The sequence below is a fragment of the Streptomyces acidiscabies genome (assembly GCF_020010905.1).
Classification (GTDB): Bacteria; Actinomycetota; Actinomycetes; order Streptomycetales; family Streptomycetaceae; genus Streptomyces; species Streptomyces acidiscabies.
Genome location: NZ_JAGJBY010000001.1, coordinates 3,536,213 through 3,559,449 on the forward strand (window position 1 = coordinate 3,536,213; position 23,237 = coordinate 3,559,449).

General features: G+C 69.6%; 20 protein-coding genes and 1 pseudogene. 16 read left to right on the top strand and 5 right to left on the bottom strand.

All coding sequences use genetic code 11. The features are described from left to right. Nucleotides 1-38: 38 nt before the first annotated feature. Entirely contained in the window at nucleotides 39-590 is a 552-nt protein-coding gene (locus tag J8M50_RS16375; RefSeq protein ID WP_010351346.1) for a TetR/AcrR family transcriptional regulator, read from the top strand. Further along, entirely contained in the window at nucleotides 587-2,107 is a 1,521-nt protein-coding gene (locus J8M50_RS16380) for an MFS transporter (protein WP_010351345.1), read from the top strand. Before J8M50_RS16375 ends, J8M50_RS16380 begins: the two co-directional genes overlap by 4 nt. 353 nt (nucleotides 2,108-2,460) lie before the next feature. On the opposite strand, the gene J8M50_RS16385 is transcribed toward J8M50_RS16380, so the two are convergent. Beyond that, nucleotides 2,461-3,132: a lysophospholipid acyltransferase family protein gene (locus J8M50_RS16385; protein WP_010351344.1), complete on the bottom strand. Its 672-nt coding sequence runs from the start codon at nucleotides 3,130-3,132 to the stop codon at nucleotides 2,461-2,463. 221 nt (nucleotides 3,133-3,353) lie between these two features. Between J8M50_RS16385 and J8M50_RS16390 the strand changes: the two genes are divergently transcribed. After that, nucleotides 3,354-4,511, top strand: a complete 1,158-nt coding sequence (locus J8M50_RS16390) for a glycerophosphodiester phosphodiesterase (protein ID WP_010351343.1) — start codon at nucleotides 3,354-3,356, stop codon at nucleotides 4,509-4,511. A gap of 109 nt (nucleotides 4,512-4,620) precedes the next feature. After that, on the top strand, nucleotides 4,621-5,118 hold the full coding sequence (locus J8M50_RS16395) for a GNAT family N-acetyltransferase (protein WP_010351342.1): 498 nt from the start codon (nucleotides 4,621-4,623) through the stop codon (nucleotides 5,116-5,118). Between the two features lie 65 nt (nucleotides 5,119-5,183). Here the strand turns inward: J8M50_RS16395 and J8M50_RS16400 are convergent, their stop codons facing one another. Together J8M50_RS16400 and J8M50_RS16405 are read right to left on the bottom strand one after the other, a co-directional pair. Then, nucleotides 5,184-5,612: a hypothetical protein gene (locus tag J8M50_RS16400; protein ID WP_029183515.1), complete on the bottom strand. Its 429-nt coding sequence runs from the start codon at nucleotides 5,610-5,612 to the stop codon at nucleotides 5,184-5,186. Next, entirely contained in the window at nucleotides 5,593-5,952 is a 360-nt protein-coding gene (locus J8M50_RS16405) for a hypothetical protein (RefSeq protein WP_010351340.1), read from the bottom strand. Before J8M50_RS16405 ends, J8M50_RS16400 begins: the two co-directional genes overlap by 20 nt. Nucleotides 5,953-6,344: 392 nt before the next feature. Here J8M50_RS16405 and J8M50_RS16410 point away from each other — a divergent pair, with 392 nt between their 5' ends. The 7 genes and pseudogenes from J8M50_RS16410 to J8M50_RS50085 form a co-directional block, all read left to right on the top strand. After that, nucleotides 6,345-7,379, top strand: coding sequence for a methionine ABC transporter ATP-binding protein (locus J8M50_RS16410; RefSeq protein ID WP_010351339.1), 1,035 nt, complete (start codon nucleotides 6,345-6,347; stop codon nucleotides 7,377-7,379). Continuing rightward, nucleotides 7,376-8,101 carry a methionine ABC transporter permease gene (locus tag J8M50_RS16415; protein ID WP_010351338.1) on the top strand — a complete coding sequence of 242 codons (726 nt, stop codon included), beginning with the start codon at nucleotides 7,376-7,378 and terminating at the stop codon, nucleotides 8,099-8,101. The genes J8M50_RS16410 and J8M50_RS16415 overlap by 4 nt, the downstream gene beginning before the upstream one ends. Nucleotides 8,102-8,178: 77 nt before the next feature. Beyond that, nucleotides 8,179-9,015, top strand: a complete 837-nt coding sequence (locus tag J8M50_RS16420; protein WP_010351337.1) for a MetQ/NlpA family ABC transporter substrate-binding protein — start codon at nucleotides 8,179-8,181, stop codon at nucleotides 9,013-9,015. A gap of 25 nt (nucleotides 9,016-9,040) precedes the next feature. Beyond that, the gene (locus J8M50_RS16425) at nucleotides 9,041-9,856 is read left to right on the top strand and encodes a MetQ/NlpA family ABC transporter substrate-binding protein (protein ID WP_010351336.1); all 816 of its coding nucleotides are present in this window, start codon (nucleotides 9,041-9,043) and stop codon (nucleotides 9,854-9,856) included. Nucleotides 9,857-9,987: 131 nt separating this feature from the next. Next, nucleotides 9,988-10,626 carry a GNAT family N-acetyltransferase gene (locus J8M50_RS16430; RefSeq protein WP_010351335.1) on the top strand — a complete coding sequence of 213 codons (639 nt, stop codon included), beginning with the start codon at nucleotides 9,988-9,990 and terminating at the stop codon, nucleotides 10,624-10,626. A gap of 82 nt (nucleotides 10,627-10,708) precedes the next feature. After that, a complete protein-coding gene (cbiE, locus tag J8M50_RS16435; protein ID WP_010351334.1) occupies nucleotides 10,709-11,908 on the top strand; it encodes a precorrin-6y C5,15-methyltransferase (decarboxylating) subunit CbiE in 1,200 nt (399 codons plus the stop codon). A gap of 344 nt (nucleotides 11,909-12,252) precedes the next feature. Continuing rightward, a pseudogene (locus J8M50_RS50085) lies at nucleotides 12,253-12,444 on the top strand (hypothetical protein); the annotation flags it as partial. A 1,245-nt stretch (nucleotides 12,445-13,689) separates the two neighbouring features. Here J8M50_RS50085 and J8M50_RS16445 read toward each other — a convergent pair. Then, complete coding sequence (locus J8M50_RS16445) at nucleotides 13,690-14,019, bottom strand: hypothetical protein (protein WP_143569349.1); 330 nt, start codon at nucleotides 14,017-14,019, stop codon at nucleotides 13,690-13,692. A 96-nt stretch (nucleotides 14,020-14,115) separates the two neighbouring features. On the opposite strand from J8M50_RS16445, the gene cobT reads away from it, so the two are divergent. The 3 genes from cobT to J8M50_RS16460 all read left to right on the top strand — a co-directional run bounded on the left by cobT (nucleotide 14,116) and on the right by J8M50_RS16460 (nucleotide 20,887). Further along, complete coding sequence (cobT, locus tag J8M50_RS16450) at nucleotides 14,116-18,189, top strand: nicotinate-nucleotide--dimethylbenzimidazole phosphoribosyltransferase (protein ID WP_223786214.1); 4,074 nt, start codon at nucleotides 14,116-14,118, stop codon at nucleotides 18,187-18,189. Nucleotides 18,190-18,770: 581 nt separating this feature from the next. Further along, a complete protein-coding gene (cobA, locus tag J8M50_RS16455) occupies nucleotides 18,771-20,003 on the top strand; it encodes a uroporphyrinogen-III C-methyltransferase (RefSeq protein ID WP_010351329.1) in 1,233 nt (410 codons plus the stop codon). 65 nt (nucleotides 20,004-20,068) lie between these two features. Then, on the top strand, nucleotides 20,069-20,887 hold the full coding sequence (locus J8M50_RS16460) for a TrmH family RNA methyltransferase (RefSeq protein ID WP_010351328.1): 819 nt from the start codon (nucleotides 20,069-20,071) through the stop codon (nucleotides 20,885-20,887). Between the two features lie 196 nt (nucleotides 20,888-21,083). On the opposite strand, the gene J8M50_RS16465 is transcribed toward J8M50_RS16460, so the two are convergent. Further along, nucleotides 21,084-22,382, bottom strand: a complete 1,299-nt coding sequence (locus J8M50_RS16465; RefSeq protein WP_040835546.1) for a serine/threonine-protein kinase — start codon at nucleotides 22,380-22,382, stop codon at nucleotides 21,084-21,086. A gap of 195 nt (nucleotides 22,383-22,577) precedes the next feature. On the opposite strand from J8M50_RS16465, the gene J8M50_RS16470 reads away from it, so the two are divergent. Further along, nucleotides 22,578-22,853: a DUF8836 family protein gene (locus J8M50_RS16470; RefSeq protein ID WP_029183513.1), complete on the top strand. Its 276-nt coding sequence runs from the start codon at nucleotides 22,578-22,580 to the stop codon at nucleotides 22,851-22,853. A 196-nt stretch (nucleotides 22,854-23,049) separates the two neighbouring features. Next, nucleotides 23,050-23,226, top strand: a complete 177-nt coding sequence (locus J8M50_RS16475) for a hypothetical protein (protein WP_010351326.1) — start codon at nucleotides 23,050-23,052, stop codon at nucleotides 23,224-23,226. Nucleotides 23,227-23,237: the final 11 nt, after the last annotated feature.

A 23,237-nucleotide genomic window follows, 5' to 3' on the forward strand; every position in this document is an offset into this window, starting at 1 on the left:
ATGAGACAAGAGTGTCTCAAGTAGGCTATGGTCGTCTCATGGCCGTCGACCGTGACCACGTACTGCGCACCGCCGCAGCCCTCCTGACCCGCAGAGCCACCGCCACGATGGACGAGGTGGCAAAAGCGGCCGGCATCAGCAGAGCGACCCTGCACCGCCACTTCGCGGGCCGCGACGCCCTGATCCGCGCCCTGGAGGCACACGGCATCGAGGAGTGCGAGACCGCGCTGACCAAGGCACGGCTCGGCGAGGGGACCGCACGGGACGCCGTGAGCCGCCTGGTCCGCGAACTCGAACCCTCCGCCGCCCTGATCGCCTTCCTCTACACGGAGAACCAGCTCTTCGAGGGCGAGGGCCTGCACGAGGGCTGGGAGCGGATGGACGAACAGGTCGCGGCGCTGTTCAGACGCGGCCAGCTGGCCGGCGAGTTCCGCATCGACCTCACCCCGGTCTGGCTCACCGAGGCCCTGTACGGCCTGCTCGGGTCCGCCGCCTGGATGGTCCAGTGCGGAAAAGGCGCCCCCAAGGACTTCCACCACATGACCGTCGAGCTGCTGCTCGGCGGCGCGCTGAGGAGAGAGGAATCATGACCAGCACCATGCGGACGACGGGTACGACGGAGGCGGCGAACCGCCCGGGCCGCTGGCTCGGCCTCGCCGTCCTCGTACTCGCCGTACTGCTGGTGGCCGTGGACGCCACCGTCCTCGGCCTCGCGACCCCGTACATCAGCGAGGACCTCAAGCCGTCCGGCACGCAGCTGCTGTGGATCGGCGACGTCTACTCCTTCGTCATCGCCGGCCTGCTCGTCTCCATGGGCAGCCTCGGTGACCGCATCGGCCGGAAACGGATCCTGCTCGTCGGCGCGACCGCGTTCGGCCTGATCTCGATCCTCAACGCCTATGCCACGACACCGGAGTTGATGATCGCGGCCCGCGCGCTGCTGGGCGTGGCCGGGGCGACGCTCATGCCGGCGACCCTCGCCCTGATCCGCAACCTGTTCCCGGACCCCCGCGAGCGCAGCCTCGCCGTCGGCATCTGGGGAGCAACCGCCTCCGCCGGTACGGCAGTCGGCCCGATCGTCGGCGGCTTCCTCCTCGAACACTTCTGGTGGGGCTCGGTCTTCCTCATCAACCTCCCGGTGATGGCGGCCCTGGTCCTCATCGGCGCGAAACTCCTCCCGGAGTCCCGCAACCCGAACCCCGGCCCCTGGGACCTCCCGAGCGTCCTGCTCTCCCTGGTCGGCATGGTCGCGGTGGTGTACGGCGTGAAGGAGGCGGCGGTCCACGGAGTGACGCCGGTCGCGCTGACGGTCGGCGTCCTGGGCGCGGTCGCGCTGTACGCGTTCGTACGCCGCCAACTGACGCTCCCCACACCGCTGTTGGACATGCACCTGTTCCGCAACCGGGGTTTCAGCGGAGCGGTCCTGGCCGACTTGTTGACGATCCTCGGCCTCTCGGGCGTGGTCTTCTTCCTCTCCCAGTACCTCCAACTGGTCCAGGACCGCCGCCCGTTGGAAGCGGGCCTGGCCGAACTCCCTGCGGCGATAGGCGCGGTGGCGGCAGGCCTGCTAGCGGGCAGAGCGGCCCGCCGCTACTCGGTACGAGCGGTGGTCTCAGGAGGCCTGGCGGCAATAGGCATCGGCCTGGCAGCCCTGACCCAACTCCACGCCTCGACGGGCTACCCCCTGCTGGGCGCAGCCCTGTTGGTCGTAGGTGTAGGCGCAGGCTTCTCCTTCACGGTGACAGCGGACGTCATCCTGTCCTCGGTCCCGAAGGAAAGAGCAGGCTCGGCCTCGGCGGTCTCGGAAACGGCGTACGAGTTGGGCGCGGCGCTGGGCATCGCGGCGCTGGGCTCAATAGTGACGGGCGTGTACAGAGGCTTCGAAGCACCGGCAGGCACACCCGAGGCGGCGCACGAATCCCTGGGAGGCGCGGCAGAAGCAGCAAGAACGCTCCCGCCCCACACAGCAGAAGCGCTACTGACCTCAGCGAGGGAGGCCTTCATGGACGGCTTGGCGCTGGCGTCGGGGGTGGGCGCGGCGGTGTTGCTGGCGGCGTCGGTGGCGGCATGGGTGCTGCTACGGGACGGAAAGCTGGACGGCGCATAAAAACGCGGGTGGCTGTCGGCCTCTAAGGGGCGCGGGGCTGTGTCGATATGCGGCTCCGCCGCGCGGGCGCGATCAACCACGACGAGCCTGCGGGGCGGAGCCACACATCTCAACCCTCCCGCGCGGGGCTGTGTCGATATGCGGCTACCGCCGCGCGGGCGCGATGAGCCAGCGCGGCGATAGCCGCACATCTCGCCGCTCTCAACCCTCGTACGCGGAGCAGCGGCGCCAAGCCACGTCTTTTCAGGGGCGCGGGGCTGTATTGATTTGCGCCTACCGCCGCGTGGGCGCGACAAGCCACGACGTACCCGCAGCCGCGAGAAGCCCCTAGCCACCCCCTTCGGAGCGAACCCCTACGCAGCTTTCGCCTTGGTCGCGTACATGTCCACGTACTCCTGCCCCGACAACCGCATCACCTCAGCCATCACCGAATCAGTCACCGCCCGCAACACATACCGATCCCGCCCCATCCCGTCATACCGGGAAAACTCCATCGCCTCCCCAAACCGCACAGTCACCTTCCCCATCCGAGGAATCCCCGCACCCCCCGGCTGCAACTTGTCCGTCCCGATCATCGCGAACGGCACCACCGGCGCCCCGGTCATCAGTGTCAGCCGAGCGATCCCGGTCCGCCCCCGGTACAACCGCCCGTCGGGAGACCGGGTCCCCTCGGGATAGATCCCGAACACCTTGCCCTCTTCGAGCACCCGGCGCCCGGTCATGAGCGCTGCAACACCCCCACGCCCCCCGTCACGATCGACGGGAATCATCCCGACCCCGGTGAAGAACCAGGCCATGAGCCGACCCTTCAACGAGGTCCCCGTCACGTACTCGTCCTTCCCGATGAAGAACACCTGCCGATCACAGACCAGCGGCAGAATCATGGAGTCGATGAACGTGAGGTGATTGCCCGCGAGGATGACGGGCCCGTCCCCGGGAATGTTCTCGACTCCTTCCACCTGCGGCCGGAACCACAGACGCATGACCGGTCCGAGGACTGCCTTAAGGAGCGAGAAGCGGGACAACTGGCCCTCCGATGTCAAGGGATTGTGTATAAGTCCGTGCAGGTAGGCACGTTACTCTCGGCTACCCGGGTGACGCACATCGGGCACCGAGGTCTTACGCAGTGTTGACACGGGTTTACCTGCGGGACGGCTGCGAAACCCGTTCGTGTTCTCCCGGTAGCCATGTTCACGCCTCTACGATCAGCGCGCACGCACGAGCCGACGACGCAGGGGAGTAGTCCATGGCGACGCAGGACGAGGGCACCAGGGGTACGGGACGGCGCGCACTGCTGGGCGCGGCGGTACTGGGCGCGACAGGAACGGTCGTAGGAATACCGGGCACGGCAAGAGCAACGACGCAGGGACACGGCGCAGGCCTCAAGTCCCTCCCCGTACCGACGATCATCGGCCACCGGGGAGCCAGCGGCTACCGCCCCGAGCACACCTTCGGTTCCTACCAACTCGCCCTGGACATGGGCGCGGACATCGTCGAGGCGGGTGACCTGGTCCCCACGAAGGACGGCCACCTCGTCTGCCGCCACGAACCGGAGATCGGCGGCACGACGGACGTCGCCTCGCACGCGGAGTTCAAGGACCGCAAGCGCACGAAGGTCCTGGACGGCGTCACGGTCACCGGCTGGTTCACGGAGGACTTCACGCTGGCGGAGCTGAAGCGGCTGCGTGCAGTCGAGCGCATCCCGGCGAACCGCCCGCACAACACGCTGTACGACGGCCGCTGGGAGATCCCGACCTTCGAAGAGGTCCTGAAGTGGCAGGACGAGCAGACGCGTAAGCGCGGCAAGCAGGTCTGGATCTACCCGGAGACCAAACACCCCACGTACTTCCGCAAGCTGGGCCTCGGCCTGGAGGAGCGCGTCGCGAAGCTCCTGCGCAAGCACGGCAAGGACCGCCACAACTCCCCGGTGATCCTCCAGTCCTTCGAGCCGACCAGCATCCAGCGCCTGAACAAGCTCGTCGGCAACCCTCTCGTCGTCCTGCTCTCCTCGGCGGAGTCGAAGCCCTGGGACTTCGTCGAGAACGGCGACCCCCGTACGACCGCCGACCTCATCACCCCCAAGGGCCTCAGGGAGATCGCCGGGTACGCGCAGGGCATCGGCCCGACCCTCGACCTGGTCATCCCGAAGGACGCGAACGGCAGGCTGACCACGCCGACGGCCCTCGTCCGCGACGCCCACCAGGCCGGCCTGATCCTCCACCCCTACACGATGCGCAACGAGAACCCCTTCCTCCCGGCGGAGTACCGCAAGGGCACGGACGCGGACGGGTACGGCGACCCCTTCGGCGCGTTCCGCACGTACTTCGCGACCGGCATCGACGGTGTCTTCACCGACAACGCGGACACCGGCGTGCTCGCCCGCGAGGACTTCCGGAACGCGTGACGTCGGGTATGTCACAGCACTACTGAGTGTCCGGGAGGTTGCGACCCGGCAAGCGCGGGGATAGGAGTGGAGAACCACCGACGATCAGATGAGCGGGAGGCGTGCGCACATGGGCATGAGCGTGACCATCTCGGGCGCGACCGAGCAGGATGCCGAGCAGATCTTCAGGCTTCAGTACCTGTGTTTCCAGAGTGAGGCCGCCCTGTACGGCAACTATCACATCGACCCGCTCGTCCAGTCCCTGGACTCCGTCCGCGAGGAGCTGACCACCGACTGCGTCTTCGTAGCCCGCCTGGGCGACGAGGTGGTCGGCTCCGTCCGTGGCCACATCACGGACGACGGCGCGGCCTCGATCGGCAAACTCTGCGTCCACCCCCGCCTACAGGGCCACGGAATCGGAGCAAGGCTCTTGCGAGCGGCAGAAGCAGCACTGGCGGAGGAGCGAGGAGCCAAAAAGTTCCGCCTCCACACAGGCCACCGCAGCGAGGGCAACCTCCGCCTCTACCGCAAGGTGGGCTACGAAACGGTAGGCACGTCGGAGGGCACAGACGGAGTACCGATGATCGTGCTGGAAAAACAGGCGGGCGAATACGCAAAAACGGCGTAGCCGTTTTCTAGGGGCGCGGGGAACTGCGCGACCAGCCACGACGGCGCAGCGGTCGCAACCAAACCTCAAGCACCCCTTTGAGAAGGCGCCTTCCTCAGCCAGTACAAGGCGGACACAGGAAGAAGCACCGGGATGAACACGTACCCCATCCCGTAGTCCGACCACACGGTCGAATCTGGAAACGCCGCCTGATCCAAAAGCGTCCACGTCCCCACAACCAGCACGCCCGCAAGCTCAGCGGCGCAGCAAACCTGCGCCGCCTTGCGAGCCGCTTCCCCACCCCGCACGAGCGAGTACGTGATGAACCCGTACACGCCCCCGGCAACCGCGGACAAGGAGTAAGCAAGCGGCGCCCGATCGAACTCCGTGGCGATCTGATAGACGGACCGGGACACCGCCCCGACGACCATCACCCCGTAGAACCACACGAGCAGCATCCCCGGCCCACTGATCAACCGGCGACCACTCACCACGTCAGCCTCCCCAGATGTCATAGAGCCGCACCTCCAGCACCGCCAGCACGACACCACTCGCCGCGACCGTCACCGACCCCCACCGCGTCCGCTCGGCCAACGACATGAACGCGGCGGTGGGCACACACGCGAAGGCCCCCAGCAGATAGGCGACGAAGATGGTCGTCCCCTGCTCCGGCTTGTCGCCGCGCGAGAGCTGCACGACCCCGACGGCGAGCTGGACGACGGCCAGCACCGCCACCACGGCCATCCCGATGAAGTGCCAGTCCTTGGTCGGCTGATCTCGATACGCCGCCAGGCCGCACCACGCGGCGAGCAGCAGCGCGGCGACGGACGTCACCACGGTGAGGGCAACAAGCATGCGGCGACCTTATTACGCCGGTATCAGCCCACGGACGCCGGGCCACGAACGCACCCGGCGCCAAGGTGTCCACGTCGTGTCCACGTCTGTCCAGCATCCGGACACCCCGCTCCCGGTCAGCACCATACGTCTGCTTTACTGATCGCATGACCACGACGAGCAGCCGCACCCTTGCGACCGAGGCGACCATGACGCCCGGTGCTCGTTGTCTGTGTCGAATGCGCGCCTTCTAGAGGGCCCCCGCACCATCCCCCTGCGCTCGCGCCCCTGAAGCGAGCCGCGCCGCCGCGCTCCACCTCCGTACGGAACCATCCGCACGTGACCGCGCGCGCCCGCCCCCCCTCTCGTACCAGGGCACACCCACGCCCGTACTCGACAGCGACGGAACCCCAGTGATCACGACAACGGGCCTGAGCAAGGTCTACCGAACCCGAGGCCGAGAGGTCACCGCCCTCGACGGCGTCGACCTGCACGTCCGCGAAGGCGAGGTGTACGGCGTCATCGGCCAGTCCGGCGCCGGAAAGTCCTCGCTGATCCGCTGCGTCAACCTCCTGGAGCGCCCCACCGCCGGGACGGTCACCGTGGACGGCCAAGACCTCACCGCGCTGGCGGGCCGCGGCCCCCGCGCCGGCAAGGAGCTGCGCCGCGCGCGCAGCCGTATCGGCATGGTGTTCCAGCACTTCAACCTGCTCTCCTCGCGGACCGTCCAGGACAACGTGGAACTCCCGCTGGAGATCCTCGGCATCAGCGGCCGGGCGCGTACGGCGAAGGCCCTCGAACTCCTCGACCTGGTCGGTCTCGCCGATAAGGCGAAGGCGTACCCGGCGCAGCTCTCCGGCGGCCAGAAGCAGCGCGTCGGCATCGCCCGCGCCCTCGCCGGCGACCCCAAGGTGCTCCTCTCCGACGAGGCGACCAGCGCGCTCGACCCGGAGACGACCCGCTCGATCCTGCGGCTCCTGCGCGACCTGAACCGCCAGCTCGGCCTGACGGTCCTGCTCATCACGCACGAGATGGACGTCGTGAAGTCGATCTGCGACTCCGCCGCGCTGATGGAGAACGGCCGGATCGTCGAGTCCGGCACGGTCAGCGAACTCCTCGCGACGCCGGGCTCCGAACTGGCGTCCGCGCTGTTCCCGGTGAGCGGTGAGTCGACGGACGCGGACCGGACCGTCGTCGACGTCACCTTCCAGGGCGAGGCCGCGACGCAGCCGGTCATCTCGCAGCTCTCGCGGACCTACAACATCGACATCTCGATCCTGGGCGCGGCCATCGACACCGTCGGCGGCCTCCAGGTCGGCCGGATGCGCATCGAGCTGCCCGGCAGGTACGAGGACAACGTGGTGCCCATCGGCTTCCTGCGCGAACAGGGCCTCCAGATCGACGTCGTGGGCAGTGCGCCCGTACTGGTGAAGGACGGTGCGCAGTGACCTGGTCCGAGATGCAGCCCCTGCTGTCGCAGGCGTGTTGGGACACCCTCTACATGGTCGGCTGGTCCACCCTGATCGCCGTCGTCGGCGGCCTCCCCCTCGGCATCCTCCTCGTCCTCACCGACCGGGGCGGCCTCCTCCAGAACGTCGTCGCGAACAAGGTCATCGGCCAGATCGTGAACGTCGCCCGCTCGATGCCGTTCATCATCCTGATGGTCGCGCTGATGAACTTCACCCGCACGATCACGGGTACGACGATCGGCCGCGAGGCGGCGATCGTGCCCCTGGCGATCGGCGCGATCCCGTTCTTCGCGCGCCTCGTCGAGACGGCTGTCCGCGAAGTGGACGGCGGGCTCGTGGAGGCCGTGCAGTCGATGGGCGGCAACACCTGGACGATCGTCCGCAAGGTCCTCGTCCCCGAGTCGCTGCCGTCGCTGATCGCGTCGACGACCACCACGATCGTCGCGCTCATCGGGTACTCGGCGATGGCCGGGACGGTCGGCGCGGGCGGCCTCGGCGACATCGCCATCCGCTACGGCTACCAGCGCTTCGAGACCGAGCTGATGTGGATCACCGTCCTCATCCTCGCGGTCGTCATCTCCGTCATCCAGTTCGCCGGCGACTACGCGGCGCGCTCCCTGCACCGGCGGGGCGGACGCTCCGGCCCGGCGCCGAAACTGCGGCTGCTGAAGACGGCACCGGCCCCGAGCAAGGCCGGCTGACCGGTCTAGGAACACCCCTCAATTTTCCCCGCACCACCCTTCGCGGGGTCGTCACACCCTCAGGAAAGGCACTTTTCGTGCGTAACACTGCCAAACTCACCACCGCTGTCCTCACCGCCGGAGCGCTCACCCTCGCGCTCAGTGCCTGCGGTTCGGACAAGGACAACGCGTCCTCGGCCACCGACTACAGCGGCCCCCTCGTCGTCGCCGCGAGCCCCGTCCCGCACGCCGAGATCCTGAACTACGTGAAGGACAACCTCGCGAAGAAGGCCGGACTCGACCTGGAGGTCAAGGAGTTCCAGGACTACATCGTCCCGAACACCGCGACCGAGGACGGCTCGGTGGGCGCCAACTACTTCCAGAACCAGCCGTACCTCGACGACTTCAACAAGAAGCGCGGCACCCACATCGTGCCCGTCGTGACGGTCCACCTGGAGCCGCTTGGCCTCTACTCCCACAAGGTCAAGAAGGCCGACGAGCTGAAGAGCGGCGCGACGATCGCCGTCCCGAACGACGCGGTCAACGAGGCGCGTGCCCTCAAGCTCCTCGCCGCCAACGGGCTCATCACCCTCAAGGACGGCGCGGGCAGCGAGGCGACCCCGCAGGACATCGCCAAGAACCCCAAGGACCTCAAGTTCAAGGAGGTCGAGGCCGCCCAGACCGCCCGCTCCCTGGACGACGTCGACGCCGCCGTCATCAACGGCAACTACGCCATCGCGGCCGACCTCAAGCCCGCCACCGACGCGATCGTCCTGGAGTCCGCCAAGGACAGCCCGTACGGCAACTTCCTCGCGGTGAAGAAGGGCAACGAGAAGGACCCGCGCGTGGTCAAGCTCGCCAAGCTCCTCACCTCGCCCGAGGTCAAGAAGTTCATCGAGGACAAGTACAAGGGTTCCGTCATCCCGTCCTTCTGACCAGCCCGACCGGGGGAGAACAGACATGCTGCGCAAGGCAGTTGTGACGGTGGCGGCGCTGGCGCTGGGCCTGACGGCGTGCGGTGCCGACAAGAGGACGAGCGCCGATGACGATCGCCTCGTCGTCGGCGCCACCGCCGTACCCGCAGGCGAAGTCCTGACGTACATCAAGGACAACCTCGCCGCCAAGGCCGGACTCAAGCTGGAGATCAAGGAGTTCACGGACTACGTCCTGCCGAACACCGCTCTCCAGGAAGGCTCGCTGGACGCCAACCTGTACCAGAACCAGCCCTTCCTCGACGAGTTCAACAAGACCAAGGGCACCGACCTGGTCTCCGTCGTCAAGGCGTACCTGCCGCCGATGGGCGTCTACTCGAAGAAGATCGAGGACATCTCGAAGCTCGCCGACGGAGCCACCGTCGCCGTACCCAACGAGACCACCAACGAGGGCCGCGCCCTCAAACTCCTCGCCTCCGCCGGGCTGATCACCCTCAAGGCGGGCGCCGGTACGACGGCCTCACCGGCCGACATCACCGCCAACCCGAGGAAACTCGTCATCAAGGAGCTGGAACCCGCTCAACTCCCGCGCTCCCTCGACGACGTGACCATCGCCGTCATCAACAACAACTACGCCCAGGACGCGGGCCTCAGCCCCGCCAAGGACGCGAAGTACCTGGAGTCGGCGGCGAACAACCCGTACGCCAACCTCCTCGCGGTGAAGAAGGGCAACGAGAAGGACCCGCGCGTCCAGAAACTCGCGAAGCTCCTGACCTCACCCGAGGTGCACCAGTTCCTCAAGGACAAGTACCAGGGTTCCGTCCTGCCGGTGACCTCCGGCTGAGCAACCGGCACGGGGGGTCCGTACCTTGACGGGTACGGACCCCGTGGTGTGTCACGCGGCCCGCATACTGCATGCTGGGCAGTTCAGCGGAGGAACCCACAAGGCTTCTCCCGAAGTTACGGAGCGGCGCAATGACGAGCACCTTCCCCAACGTCTCCATCAGCACGGAGCGGTTGGTGCTGCGCCCCCTCGACGAGGACGACGTCCCCGCGCTCATCGAGATGGCCGCCGACGAGCAGGTCACGGCCTGGACGTCCGTCCCCCACCCCTTCGGCGAGACCGACGCCCTGCGCTGGATCACCGAGTACGCCCCCACCGAACGCGCCGCCGGCCGCGGCATCGACTTCGCGGTCACGGAGTTCCTCACCCAACGCCTCGTCGGCGTACTCCAGTTGACGAAGACGAACTGGCACGTCCGCTCCACGGAGATGTCGTACGTCGTCGCCCCCTGGGCCAGAGGCGAGGGCTACGCCTCCGAGGCCGCCCTCGCCACCGCGCACTGGCTCTTCACCGACCAGCGCCTCGAACGCATCGAACTGCGCACCGCCGCCGACAACACGGCCTCCCAGCAGGTCGCCCAGAAGATCGGCTGCATCAGCGAGGGCGTCCTGCGCGGCGCCTCCATAGTCAGAGTCCGCGCAGAGGACGGCACCTGGACCGAGGCCCGCACCGACTACATCGTCTGGAGCCTCCTCCCGGAGGACCTGGAGGGCGCGGGGGAGCGGCTCGCGGAGAGCGGCGGCTATCCGACGTACGCCGACTGGAACTGATCCCGGCAGACCCCCGGCCAGGCGGGACCAGGTACCCTCACGGAGCCCGCTGCCTGCGTGAATCCCCGGGAGACTGACGACGATGGCCGACCGCGTCACGGTGATCGGCTGGGACGGCTCGCCCCTGAACGCGGCGGCACGTTCCGCTCTCGCCGCCGCCAACCTCGTCGCGGGCGCCCCCCATCACCTGGCCCTCCCCGAGGTACCCCCCGGCGCCGAACGCATCCGCCTCGGCAGCGTCGCCCTCGCCGCCCGCCGCATCGCCGGCCACCACCGAGGCACGGCCGTGGTCCTCGCCGACGGCGACCCCGGCTTCTTCGGCGTCGTACGGGCCCTGCGCGCACCGGAGTTCGGCCTGGAGGTCGAGGTCGTCCCCGCCGTCTCCTCGGTCGCCGCCGCCTTCGCGCGCGCCGGGATGCCGTGGGACGACGCACAGGTGGTCGTCGCCCACCGCCGTACCCTGCGCCGCGCGGTGAACGTCTGCCGCGCGCACACCAAGGTCGCCGTCCTCACCTCACCCGGCGCGGGCCCCGCCGAACTCGGCCTGCTCCTGGCGGGCGTGCACCGCACGTTCGTCGTCTGCGAGGAACTCGGCACCGAACGCGAGCGCGTGAGCGTCCTGTCGTCCGACAAGGCCGCCGACCGCAGCTGGCGGGACCCCAACGTCGTCATCGTGATCGGCGGACCCGCCACGGCGGGTGGCCAGGGCGAGTGGATCGCGGGCCGCGACCCGGCCGTGGGGCCGCGCGGTCATGTGTACGCCGACGGCCGCGGCGAGGGCGAGTCCCAGCTCCTGCGCACCGCCCAACTGGCCCGCCTGGGCCCGCGCGTGGGCGACCTCGTCTGGGACATCGGCTGCGGCACCGGCGCCTTCGCGACGGAGGCCGCCCGCACGGGAGCGGCCGTCCTCGCCGTCGACCAGGACATCGACGCCTGCGCCCGCACCGACGCGGCGGCCCGGCACCTCGGCGTCCAGCTCCAGATCGTCCGGGGCCAGGCCCCCCACGTCCTGGAGGACCTCCCCGAACCCGACGTCGTCCGCGTCGGCGGGGGCGGCCCCGCGGTCGTCTCCGCCGTCGCCGACCGCCGCCCCGAACGCATCGTCACCCATGCCCTCACCCGCGACGCCGCCGAACGCCTCGGCCGTGACCTGACCGAACACGGCTACCACGTCGAGTGCGCCCTCCTCCAGTCCGTCCAACTCGACACCCGGGCCTGGACGGAGCGCCGCCGCAGCGTCGCGTTCCTGCTCAGCGGGGTGCTTCCGGATCGCGGGCTGTGATCCTGTTGTCGTACTGCGCGCTGTAGGCTGGCCGATCGTCGTACCGCTTTCCGGCACCCGGCAGTTCATCGCCAATGTCCGGAAAGCGTGTCCGCTTTGGACACGTGCGGTACGACACGAACCGGAGGGCCGCGCAACGTGGCGCAGTCCACAGCGGGGCGTCGCGGGGCGACCTGTCGCGTCACGACCATGACCGGGACAATGCCACTGAATGGCTTTGTCGCTTTTTCGGGAGGGTCGTTCGTGCCGCTGAGCGCCGAGGCTCGTTCTTCACAGCGGGGCGGACGGTGCGCCGTTCCGGTGAGCCGGCCGAAGGAGCACTAACCGATGGGCGAGGGGTACGCATGACCGACACCGGCCAGATCCCGGGCGAGGGGCCGGAGAACGCGGGCACGGTGGAGCAGCCGCCCGCGTACGCCTACCTCTCCGAGACCCCCACCGAGGACGAGGAGCAACTCCTCATGCCGGGCGCGCAGAGCGCCTGGGGCAACGAGGTGGCACCCCCTGCGCCGGAGCCGGTGGTGGAGACGGTCCATGCGGGGTATGCGCAGCAGGCTGTTACGGGGTACGGCGTTGGCGAGGCGGTTGCCGGTGTTGTGGGCGAAGGGGGACAGGTGACCGGGGGTCAGGGAAGTGAGGGGCTCGGTGTGGGTGTGGGGGAGCAGGGGGTTGGTGAGTCCGTGGCCGGCGTTCACGGGGGCGAGCCCGGGCCGCATGAGGTCAGTGGGCGGGACACCGGTTCTGTCGATCTCGGTGCTGTGCGGCGGCCGGCGATGAGTCGTCCTCGGCGGACGGCTCCTACGACGCCGATTCCGCCGATCACGCCTCGGCGGCCGTTGCATCTCGGTCCGCCGATTCCGGATGCGTCGGCGAGTCCGGTGCGGTCGCTTGCGGATCGGGGGCCGGCTGATGCGTCGTTGCGGCAGGCGGCGGCTGTGGTGAGTGGGGCTGAGTACCTTGATGCTCAGTCGGGGCATGAGGGGGCTCCGCAGGGGGCGGTGCCGTGGGGGGCGGCGGTTGTGTCGGAGGGCTCGGCTCAGGGGCTGGTGCAGTCTGAGGGGTTGCCTCAGGGGGAGGCGCTGGCTCAGGTCGGGGTTGTGGACGAGGTTGTGGCTGGGGGTGCGGGTCAGTCTGAGGGGGTGAACCAGGCCGGGGATGTGGCTGAGGTTGCGGGTCAGGTCGGAGTTGCGGCTGATGGTGTGGAGCAGTCTGAGGGGGCACACCAGGCCGGGATCGTGGCTGAGGGTGTGGACCAGGTCGGGATCGTGGCTGGGGATGCGGGGCAGGCCGGGGTTGTGGCTGATGGCGCGGATCAGTCTCAGGATGCGCACCAGGTCGGGGGCGCGGCTGAGGTTGTGGGCCAGGTTGATGGTGCGGACCAGTCCGGGGGCGAGGGTGGAGTTGCTGGCCAGGCCGAGGGTTCGGACCAGACCGGCGTTGTCGGCCAGCCTGAGGGTGCGCACCGGCCTGGGGCTGTGGAGCAGTCTGAGGAGGCGGGTCAGCTTGGGGGTGTCGGTCAGTCCGGAGGTGTGGATCAGGCCGGGGGAGTAGTGCAGCCTGAGGGTGCAGAGCAGCTTGAAGGTGCGGTGCAGTCCGGGGTTTTGGGTGAGGTTGACGGCCTGAGTGGTGCCGGGGTTTCGGAGCAGGCCGAGGCGTTGGTGGGTTCTGTGGGTTCGGGGCAGTCTGAGATGTCGGGTGAGCCTGGGATCTCGGGGTCTGAGGGCGTTGCAGTTCAGTTGGGTGAGGGTGAGGCGGCGGGGCTGTCGGGGGATTTGGTGCATTCAGGGGCGCTGGGGCAGGGCGGGGTTTCTGCTGTTGGGCAGGTCGCGGCGCAGGTCGGTGCGGTGGGGGAGGCCGGGGTTTCCGGGCAGGCCGGGGTTTCCGGTGGCGTTCAGGGTGTGGTTCAGACCGGCGTGGCGGGGCGCTCTGAGTCGGTGTCGGAGGGCGGGGTTTTCGACGCTGGGCAAGTTGCGGGGCAGGTCGGTGTGTTGGGGGAGGCCGGTGCTTCGGAGCGGGCCGGGGGTTCTGTCGTCGGAGAGGGCGTGGTTCAGTCCGGCATGCCGGGGCACTCCGAGTGCTCGGTAGAGGGCGGTGCTTCTGATGCCGGGCAAGTTGCCGCGCAGGCTGGGGATTTGGTGCACCCCGAGGCGTCGGGGCAGGCCGGAGTCTCTAGTTCTGAGCAGGGTGTGGCCCAGCAGGGAGCGCTGGTGGATTCCGAGACGCCGGGTCAGCCCGGGGTCTCCGCTTCCGAGCAAGGTGAGGTTCAGCAGGGAACGCCGGTGGACTCCGAGGCGTCGGAGCAGGCGGGAGTTTCCGGTTTTGAGCAGGGTGTGGCCCAGCAGGGAACGCCGGTGCACTCCGAGACGCCAGGTCAGCCCGGGGTTTCCACTTCCGAGCAGGGCGAGGACCAGCAGGGAACGCTGAACCACCCCGAGATGTCGGCCCAGCCCGAGGTCTCTGCTTCCGAGGGTGCGGTTCAGTCGGGCGGGTCCGAGTCGTCCGTGCAGTCGGGGACTTTGGGCCAGCCCGAAGGGGCGGCTCAGCCTGGCGGGTCCGAGGCGTTCGTTCAGCCGGGGACTTCGAGTCAGTACGAGGACGCGGTTCAGCCGGGCGGGCCTGAGACGTCCGTGCAGTCGGGGACTTTGGGCCAGCCCGAAGGGGCGGCTCAGCCTGGCCGGCCCGAGGTGTCCGTCCAACTGGGTACTTCGGGTCAGTCCGAGGACGCAGTTCAGCTCGGTGGGCTCGGGGCGTCCGTTCAGCCGGGTACTTCGGGTCAGTCCGAGGACGCGGCTCAGCTCGGCGGGTCCGAGGCGTCCGTTCAGCCGGGAACCTTGGGCCAGCCCGAGGGTGCGGTTCAGCCTGGCGGGCCCGAGTCGTCTGCTCAGCCGGGCACTTCGGGTCACCCCGAAGGCGCGGACCAGGTTGCGGCGCAGCCCGACACCTCCGGTCACCCCGAGACGTCGGCTCAGCCCGACGCAGCAGCCCAGCCCGGTACTGCGGCCCAGCCCGAGACGTCGAATCAGACCGGGGCTCCCGTACCCGAGCAAGTCGTGGTCCAGCAGGCCGAGTCGGAGACGTCGGCCCAGCCGGGGACGTCGGCCCAGCCGGGGACTTCGGCCCAGCCGGGGACTTCGGCCCAGCCGGGGACTTCGGAGCAGCCGGAGACCTCGGCCCAGCCGGAGCAGAATGCGGCGCAGCCCGGTACCTCCGCCCATCTGGGGACTCCGGGCCAGCCTGAGGGGTTGGGGCAGCCCGAGGCGTCTGCCCACCCGGGGACTCCGGGCCAGCCCGAAGCGTTGGGGCAGCCCGAGACGTCCGCCCAGCCGGGCACCTCAGGCCAGCCCGAGACGCCGGAGCAGGCCGGAATCCCCGCGCACGACCAGGTCGCGGCGCAGCCTGGCATCTCCGGCCAGCCCGAGACCCCCGCCCAGCCGGGCACTTCAGCCCAGCCCGGCACCGCGGCCCAGCCCACAGCATCAGCTCAGCCCAAGGGCGCAGCCCAGGCCAAGGCATCGGCTCAACGCGGGGTAGCAGCCCACCCCGACGCAGCAGCCCAACCCGGCGCTGAGGGCCAGCCCGACACTGCGGCCCAGCCCAGTACCGCAGTCCAACCCGACGCACCGGAACAGCCCGAAGCCCCCACGCCCGACCAGGTCGGGGCGCACCCCAGCATCTCCGGCCAGCCCGAGACCCCCGCCCAGCCGGAAACTTCAGCCCAGCCCAACACTTCGGCCCAGCCCGAGGCACTGGAGCACCCCGGAGCCCCCACCCCCGAGCAAGCCGCCGAGCACCCCACCACCCCGACCCAACCCGGCGTTCCCACCCAGCCCGAGGCCCCCGAGCAAGCCACGCCCCACCCCGGCACGCCGGAGTTCCTCACCCCGTCGGCAGAACCCGGCACCCCCGAACAACTCGCCGCTCACCCCGACCCGTCAGGCCAGGCCCCCACCCCCGCCCAACCCGCACCACAGCCCGGCCCCCGAGCCCGGGCCCGTGCCAGAGCGAGGGCAAAGAACAACACCCCGCCCCCGGTGAAAACCCCGCCCCAGGCGGAAACCCCGCCCCAGGCGGAAACCCCGCCCCAGGCGGAAACCCCGCCCCAGGCGGAAACCCGGACCGACGCGTCTCCCCAGCCCGACGCATCCCCCCAGACACCCCCGACCGAGGTAACCGCCCCGGCCCAGCCCCCCCTTCAAGACACCGCTGCGGCCCAGCACACCTCTCCCACCCTCGAAAACACCCCAATCCCCCAACCGACCGAGGCCACCCCTCCCCCCACCTCCGCCTCCCCGATGGACGACCCCCACCCCACCCACGGCTCCACCCCTGCGGAAACGGTTGCCCACCTCAACAACCCCCTCGCGGACCCCCCCGTACCCCCGACCCAAGAACCCGTACACGTGCACGCTGACCCCCAGCCCACCCCGGCCGAAACCCCCGACCTCACCCCGGCGGAAGCCCACGTCCCCCTCCCGCCCCAGCGGGACACGGACGACCCCGGCACAACCCAGAGCGCGGAGGACCTGGCGACGACGGAGGAGTACACCGGCCCAGCAGCCCCCGCGTACGACGACGCCGAACGCGAAGCCGTACTGAAGGTGATGAGGGAACGCCGGGACATCCGCAACGGCTTCCGCAGCGACCCCATCCCGCACGAGGTCCTGCTCAGGGTCTTGGAGGCCGCGCACACCGCGCCGTCGGTCGGCCACTCCCAGCCGTGGGACTTCGTCGTCATCAGGTCGCAGGAGACCCGCCGGACGATGCACGAGTTGGCGACGCGCCAGCGGGACGCGTACGCCCAGTCCCTCCCCAAGGGCCGTGCGAAGCAGTTCAAGGAACTGAAGATCGAGGCGATCCTCGAAACCCCCGTGAACATCGTGGTCACCGCAGACCCCACACGCGGCGGCAGGCACACCCTCGGCAGGCACACGCAGCCGCAGATGGCCCCGTACTCCTCCGCACTGGCGGTCGAGAACCTGTGGCTGGCGGCCCGCGCGGAGGGCCTCGGCGTCGGCTGGGTCAGCTTCTTCGACGAGCGCGAGATGGTCCGGGCCCTGGGGCTGCCGGAACACCTGGAAGTCGTCGCGTACCTCTGCGTCGGCTACGTCGACGAGTTCCCGCCCGAGCCCGAGCTGATGCAGGCGGGCTGGGCCAAGCGCCGCCCCCTCTCGTGGGTCGTCCACGAGGAGACGTACGGCCGCCGCGCCCTCCCCGGCGAGGACCCGCACGACCTCCTCGCGGAGACCGTCGCGAGCATCCGCCCGCTGGACGCGAAGGCGCTCGGCGAGGCGTGGGAGCGCCAGAAGCGGATGACGAAACCGGCGGGCGCCCTCGGCATGCTGGAGATCATCTCCGCGCAGCTCTCCGGCCTGTCCCGTCAGTGCCCGCCGCCCATCCCGGAGCCCGCTGCGGTCGCGATCTTCGCGGGCGACCACGGCGTCCACGCGCAGGGCGTCACGCCCTGGCCCCAGGAGGTGACGGCCCAGATGGTCGCCAACTTCCTCGGCGGCGGCGCGGTCTGCAACGCGTTCGCGAACCAGGTCGGCGCCGAGGTCTGCGTGATCGACGTGGGCGTGGCGACGGACCTCCCGGCGACGCCGGGCTTGCTGCCCCGCAAGATTCGCGCAGGCACGTCCGACATGACGACGGGCCCCGCGATGACCCGCGAGGAAGCCAAGCAGGCCATCGAGGTGGGCATCGAAACGGCCCGCGACCTCGTGGCGGCAGGCAACAAGGCCCTCCTGACCGGCGAGATGGGCATCGCCAACACGACCGCCTCCGCGGCCCTGATCGCGGTCTTCACCGGCGCGGACCCCGCCGAGGTGACGGGCCGGGGCACAGGCATCAACGACGAAACCCTCGCCCGCAAGACCGAGGTGGTCCGCCGGGCCCTGGACTTCCACCAGCCGGACCCCGCGGACCCGATCACGGTCCTGGCGGCCCTGGGCGGCTTCGAACACGCGGCGATGGTGGGCCTCCTCCTGGGCGGCGCCTCCCTCCGCACCCCGGTGATCCTGGACGGAGTAAGCGCGGGAGCGGCGGCTCTGGTGGCCCGAGCAATCGCCCCAGAAGTCCTGGCAGCCTGCATCGCAGGCCACAGAAGCGCAGAACCGGGCCACGTAGCGGCCCTGAACAAACTGGGCCTACGCCCCTTGGTGGACCTGGACCTGAGACTGGGCGAAGGCACAGGAGCCCTCCTGGCCCTCCCCTTGGTCCAAAGCACAGCAAGGGCCATGCACGAGGTAGCAACCTTCGACTCGGCAGGGGTAACGGAAAAGTAGAACGCGGCAGCAAGGGGGACCTGAGAACACCACAGGCCCCCCTTGCTGCATAGCTACCCACGGTCCCGCACCTGGCGAGCACGCTCCCTCCACTCACCCAGGGGCGCGGGGCTGTATCGATTTGCGGCTACCGCCGCGTGGGCGCGACCAGCCACAGCGGCCCCGCACCCGCCCACTCCCGCCCACCCAGCTACGGCTAGCCGCGCCACCCCCACGGACCCGCACCTGGCGAAGCACGCTGCCCCCCACTCACCTAGGGGCGCGGGGAACTGCGCGACTAGCCACGACGAACCCGCACCCGCCCACTTGCCTCACCGCCCACCCAGCTGCGGGCAGTCGTGCCTCCCCCAGTGCCCGAAGGGCCTGGGAGCTGCCCCCATGGGGCGGCACGGGTGGGCGCAGCGGCACCCCGCAAGCGCGGGCAAGCTCCAACGCCCCCACCCCAGCCCCCCACCGAACCCGCACCAGCCCCACCACCGAAACCACCCACCCCCTGAACCCCACCCCCCTCGCACCCCCACCCCCCGAACCCCACCCCGTAAAATCCGCACGTCAAAGCCCACCCACCCAGGAGCCGCCCCATGGCCGAACACCCCGCCTACCCCGTGGGCCTCCGCCTAGCCGCCCGCCGAGTGGTCGTCCTCGGCGGCGGCCAGGTAGCCCAACGCCGCCTCCCGGCCCTGCTCGCAGCAGGCGCGGACATCGTCCTGATCTCCCCGCACGCAACCCCGTCGGTAGAGGCCATGGCAACGGCGGGCGAACTGACCTGGGAGCAGCGGCCGTACCAGCCCGGCGACCTGACAACAGCCTGGTACGCCCTGATCGCGACGAACGACGAGGAAGCCAACGCCGCAGCCTCGGCGGAAGCGGAAGCGAACCGCGTCTGGTGCGTCCGCTCGGACGACGCGGACCAGGCCACCGCCTGGACCCCGGCTACCGGCACCAGCGAGGGCGTCACGATCGCGGTCCTGACGACGGACGCGAAGAACAGGGACCCCCGCCACACGGCAAGGATCAGGGACGCGGTCCTGGCAGGCCTGCGGGACGGCACCTTGGTCGCCCCCCACCACCGCACCCGCACCCCCGGCGTCTCCCTGGTGGGCGGCGGCCCGGGCGACCCGGACCTGATCACGGTCCGAGGCCGCCGCCTCCTCGCGGAGGCGGACGTGGTGATCACCGACCACCTCGGCCCCAGGGACCTCCTCGCGGAACTCCCCCCGCACGTGGAGGTGATCGACGCGGCGAAACTCCCGTACGGCCGCTACATGGCCCAGGAGGCCATCAACAACGCCCTGATCGAGTACGCGAAGGCGGGCAAGTCGGTCGTACGTCTGAAGGGTGGCGACCCGTACGTGTACGGCCGGGGCATGGAGGAGGTCCAGGCCCTCGCGGCGGCCGGCATCCCCTGCACGGTCGTCCCCGGCATCTCCAGCTCGATCTCGGTCCCGGGCGCGGCCGGCATCCCGGTCACCCACCGGGGCGTGGCCCAGGAATTCACGGTGGTCAGCGGCCACGTGGCCCCCGACGACGAACGCTCGAAGGTCGACTGGCCGTCCCTCGCGAAACTGACCGGCACGCTGGTCGTCCTCATGGGCGTCACGAAGATCGACCGGATCGCCGAGACCCTGATCGCCCACGGCAAGTCCCCCGACACCCCGGTGGCCCTGGTCCAGGAGGGGACGACGGCGGCTCAGCGCAGGGTCGACGCGACGCTCGCGACCGTCGGCGAGACGGTCCGTACGCAGGACGTGAAGTCCCCGGCGGTGATCGTCATCGGCGAGGTCGTCACCGTAGGCCCCGACACCGTGGCGTAACCCCGGGTAACACAACCCGTCCCGAGCCGTTGGCACCGCACCCAGGACAAGGCAGTATCACTTCTGTGGCCGATCTCATCACCGTCGACGACCCCGACGACCCCCGCCTGCGCGACTACACGGGCCTGACCGACGTAGAACTCCGCCGCAGACGCGAACCGGCCGAGGGCCTCTTCATCGCCGAGGGCGAGAAGGTCATCCGCCGGGCGAAGGAGGCGGGCTACGAGATGCGCTCGATGCTCCTGTCCGCCAAGTGGATCGACGTCATGAGAGACGTCATCGACGAACTCCCGGCCCCCGTCTACGCGGTAACGCCGGACCTGGCGGAACGAGTGACGGGCTACCACGTACACAGAGGCGCCCTGGCGTCGATGCAACGCAAACCCCTCCCGACGGCAGAGGAACTCCTCAGCACGGCTCGCCGAGTCGTCATCATGGAATCGGTGAACGACCACACGAACATCGGCGCCATCTTCCGCTCAGCGGCGGCCCTGGGAATGGACGCGGTCCTCCTGTCCCCAGACTGCGCGGACCCGCTATACCGCCGAAGCGTAAAAGTCTCGATGGGCGCAGTCTTCTCGGTCCCGTACGCCCGCCTGGAAACCTGGCCAAAGGGCCTGGACTCGGTAAGAGAAGCAGGCTTCAACCTCCTGGCCCTGACCCCGGACGAAAAGGCCCGCTCCCTGGACGAGGCGGCCCCCCACAAGATGGACAGAGTGGCCCTGATGCTGGGAGCAGAGGGAGACGGCCTGTCGACCCAGGCCCTGATGGCAGCGGACGAATGGGTACGCATCCCGATGTCACACGGGGTGGACTCCCTGAACGTAGGAGCAGCGGCAGCGGTGGCGTTCTACGCGGTAGCAACGGGCCGCCCGGAAAACTAACGCCCTCTGGGGAACGCCGCAGGGGCGGTTCCCCAGAACGCTGCACGGGCGGATTTCCTCGGAACGCTGCACGGGCGGGTTCCCTTGGAACGCTGCACGGGCGGGTTCCCTCGGAACGCCGCGATGACCAACGCCCTTAAGGGGCGCGGGGAACTGCGCGACCAGCCACAACAGGCCCGCACTCGCCCCACAACCATCAGTCCCCCGACGATCGCTCCTGCCCCCGCTCCTGCCACACAACACTCCCGCCCCCGCCACCCAACCCCCGAGCAGGCCCCTGACAAGCCTGCACAAGCCCAATCCCCAACGCCACCAACAACGTCACCACAACAAACACGAACAACCGCTGCCGCAACAGCCGGGGATTAGCAGGCCGCCGCCCAGTCCCAGTGGGCCGAGGCCGAGTCCCCGGCGGCCGACCAGCCCCGGTCCCACCGCGAGGCACAGGCCGACTACCGCTGGGCCGACCCCCCCTCCCAGACGGCGTAGGCCGAGCACTCCCGGACGGCCGGGACGACGGCGCCCCCCGGGACGGCCGAGGCGGCGGAGTAACCCCAGAAGCCCGAACACTCCGCTCGGTATAACTGGCGGTATCAGCCCCCCGCCCAACCCCCCGCTCCCCTTCAGCGACCCGAGGCCCAGCAACCCGCCCCTCGGCAACCGCCCCCTGAGCCTCCCGAGCGGCGATCTCCTTCAACCGCAGAGACAACTCCAGCGTGCTGGGCCGTTCCTCAGGATCCTTGGCAAGACAGGCCCGAACCAGCGGAGCAAGCGCATCGGGCACCCCCTGAAGCTGAGGCTCCTCATGCACGACCCGATACAACATCACCTCCGAACTCCCGTGCCCGAAGGGCGAGTCGGCGGTGGACGCATACGCCAGAGTCGCCCCCAGCGAGAACACATCGGTGGCCGGCGTGACAGCGGCCCCCCGAACCTGCTCGGGCGCAAGGAACCCCGGCGACCCCACAGCGGTCCCGACATGCGTGAGCGTGGACGCACCGGTGGCCCAGGCGATCCCGAAGTCGATGATCCGGGGCCCCTTGGGCGACAGCAGAATGTTGGACGGCTTCAGATCCCGGTGGACGACCCCGGCTTCGTGAACGGCGACGAGCCCCTCGGACAACGCGGCCCCGATGGAAGCGAGCTCGGCGGCCCCTATAGGCCCTTCGTCACCGACTTTGTCGTGAAGGGAAGGCCCGGGAACGTACTGCGTCGCGAACCACGGCCGCTCGGCCTCGAGATCGGCGGCGACGAGCCGAGCCGTACACCCGCCCCGGATCCTCCGCACGGCGGACACCTCGCGCGCGAACCGCGAGAGGAACTCCTGATCCTCCGCCAGATCGGGCCGGATGACCTTGAGCGCGACGCGCTGCCCCTTCTTGTCGGAGCCGAGATAGACGACGCCCATCCCGCCCGCGCCGAGCCGTCTGTGAAGCCTGAACGAGCCGACGACGCGCGGGTCCTCGCGCCTCAGGCGCATCATCGCCATGTTCATCCCCGCTGCCGGTCCGTGTGACGTGCCACAGCTTACGTTTCCCCGACCGCCGGTGTGCAGGAGCCGCGCCCTCTCGGCCCGATCGATTGTCAGTGCCGGGTGGGAGACTTGAGAGGTGGTCAGGAAGGCGGCGGGGCAACGGTTTTCGGCCGTGACCTGATCTCAACCAGCCATCACAGAAGGGGGATTGGCACTGTGAAGGGTGACCGAGTGGAGATAGTCGTGGACGCCGGGGACACGACGCGGACGTACGAGGTGGTGGCCAGCAGGGCGGGCCGCAGGGTGGAGACGGCGGTCCGCAGGGGGGTGGTGGAAGTGAGCGAAGTCACGCGCTCCGGGACGGTGATCCGGACCGCCCGTTTCATGGCGAACCGGGTCCTGGCGCTCGTCGAACAGCCGGTCCCCCGGGAAGCGGAATCGGAAAAATCTGCCCGGACCGGACAGCCCTTCCGGGAAGACCCTGAGTCGTAGGACCCCGTCTCCACCCAGGGGAGTACTCGGCAGGTCGTGGCTCATCCTCCGGGAGGCCCGCCAATCGGTACGAGGGCATGACGCCCGCGAGCCGCCACCCGCCTAAGTTAGAGGTCAAGCGGCGGGTGCAGCACTCGTCCCCCGAGGTCAGACACCCGCCGCTGCCAACGACTACCTGGTTTGGGAAGGAGGAGCCATGGCCTACACGGCACCGCGGAACACCTACCGCGACCAGCCCGAGCCCGGCCGTCGTCACCCTCTGACGGCGACCCTGATGGTCCTCCCTCTCGCGGTCCTGCTCTTCGTCGTCTTCGGCGGCTGGGAGACAGTGGCCACACAGGCGTCGTCCGTGGGCGTGATGCTGGGGCGCTGAGCGGCGACCCC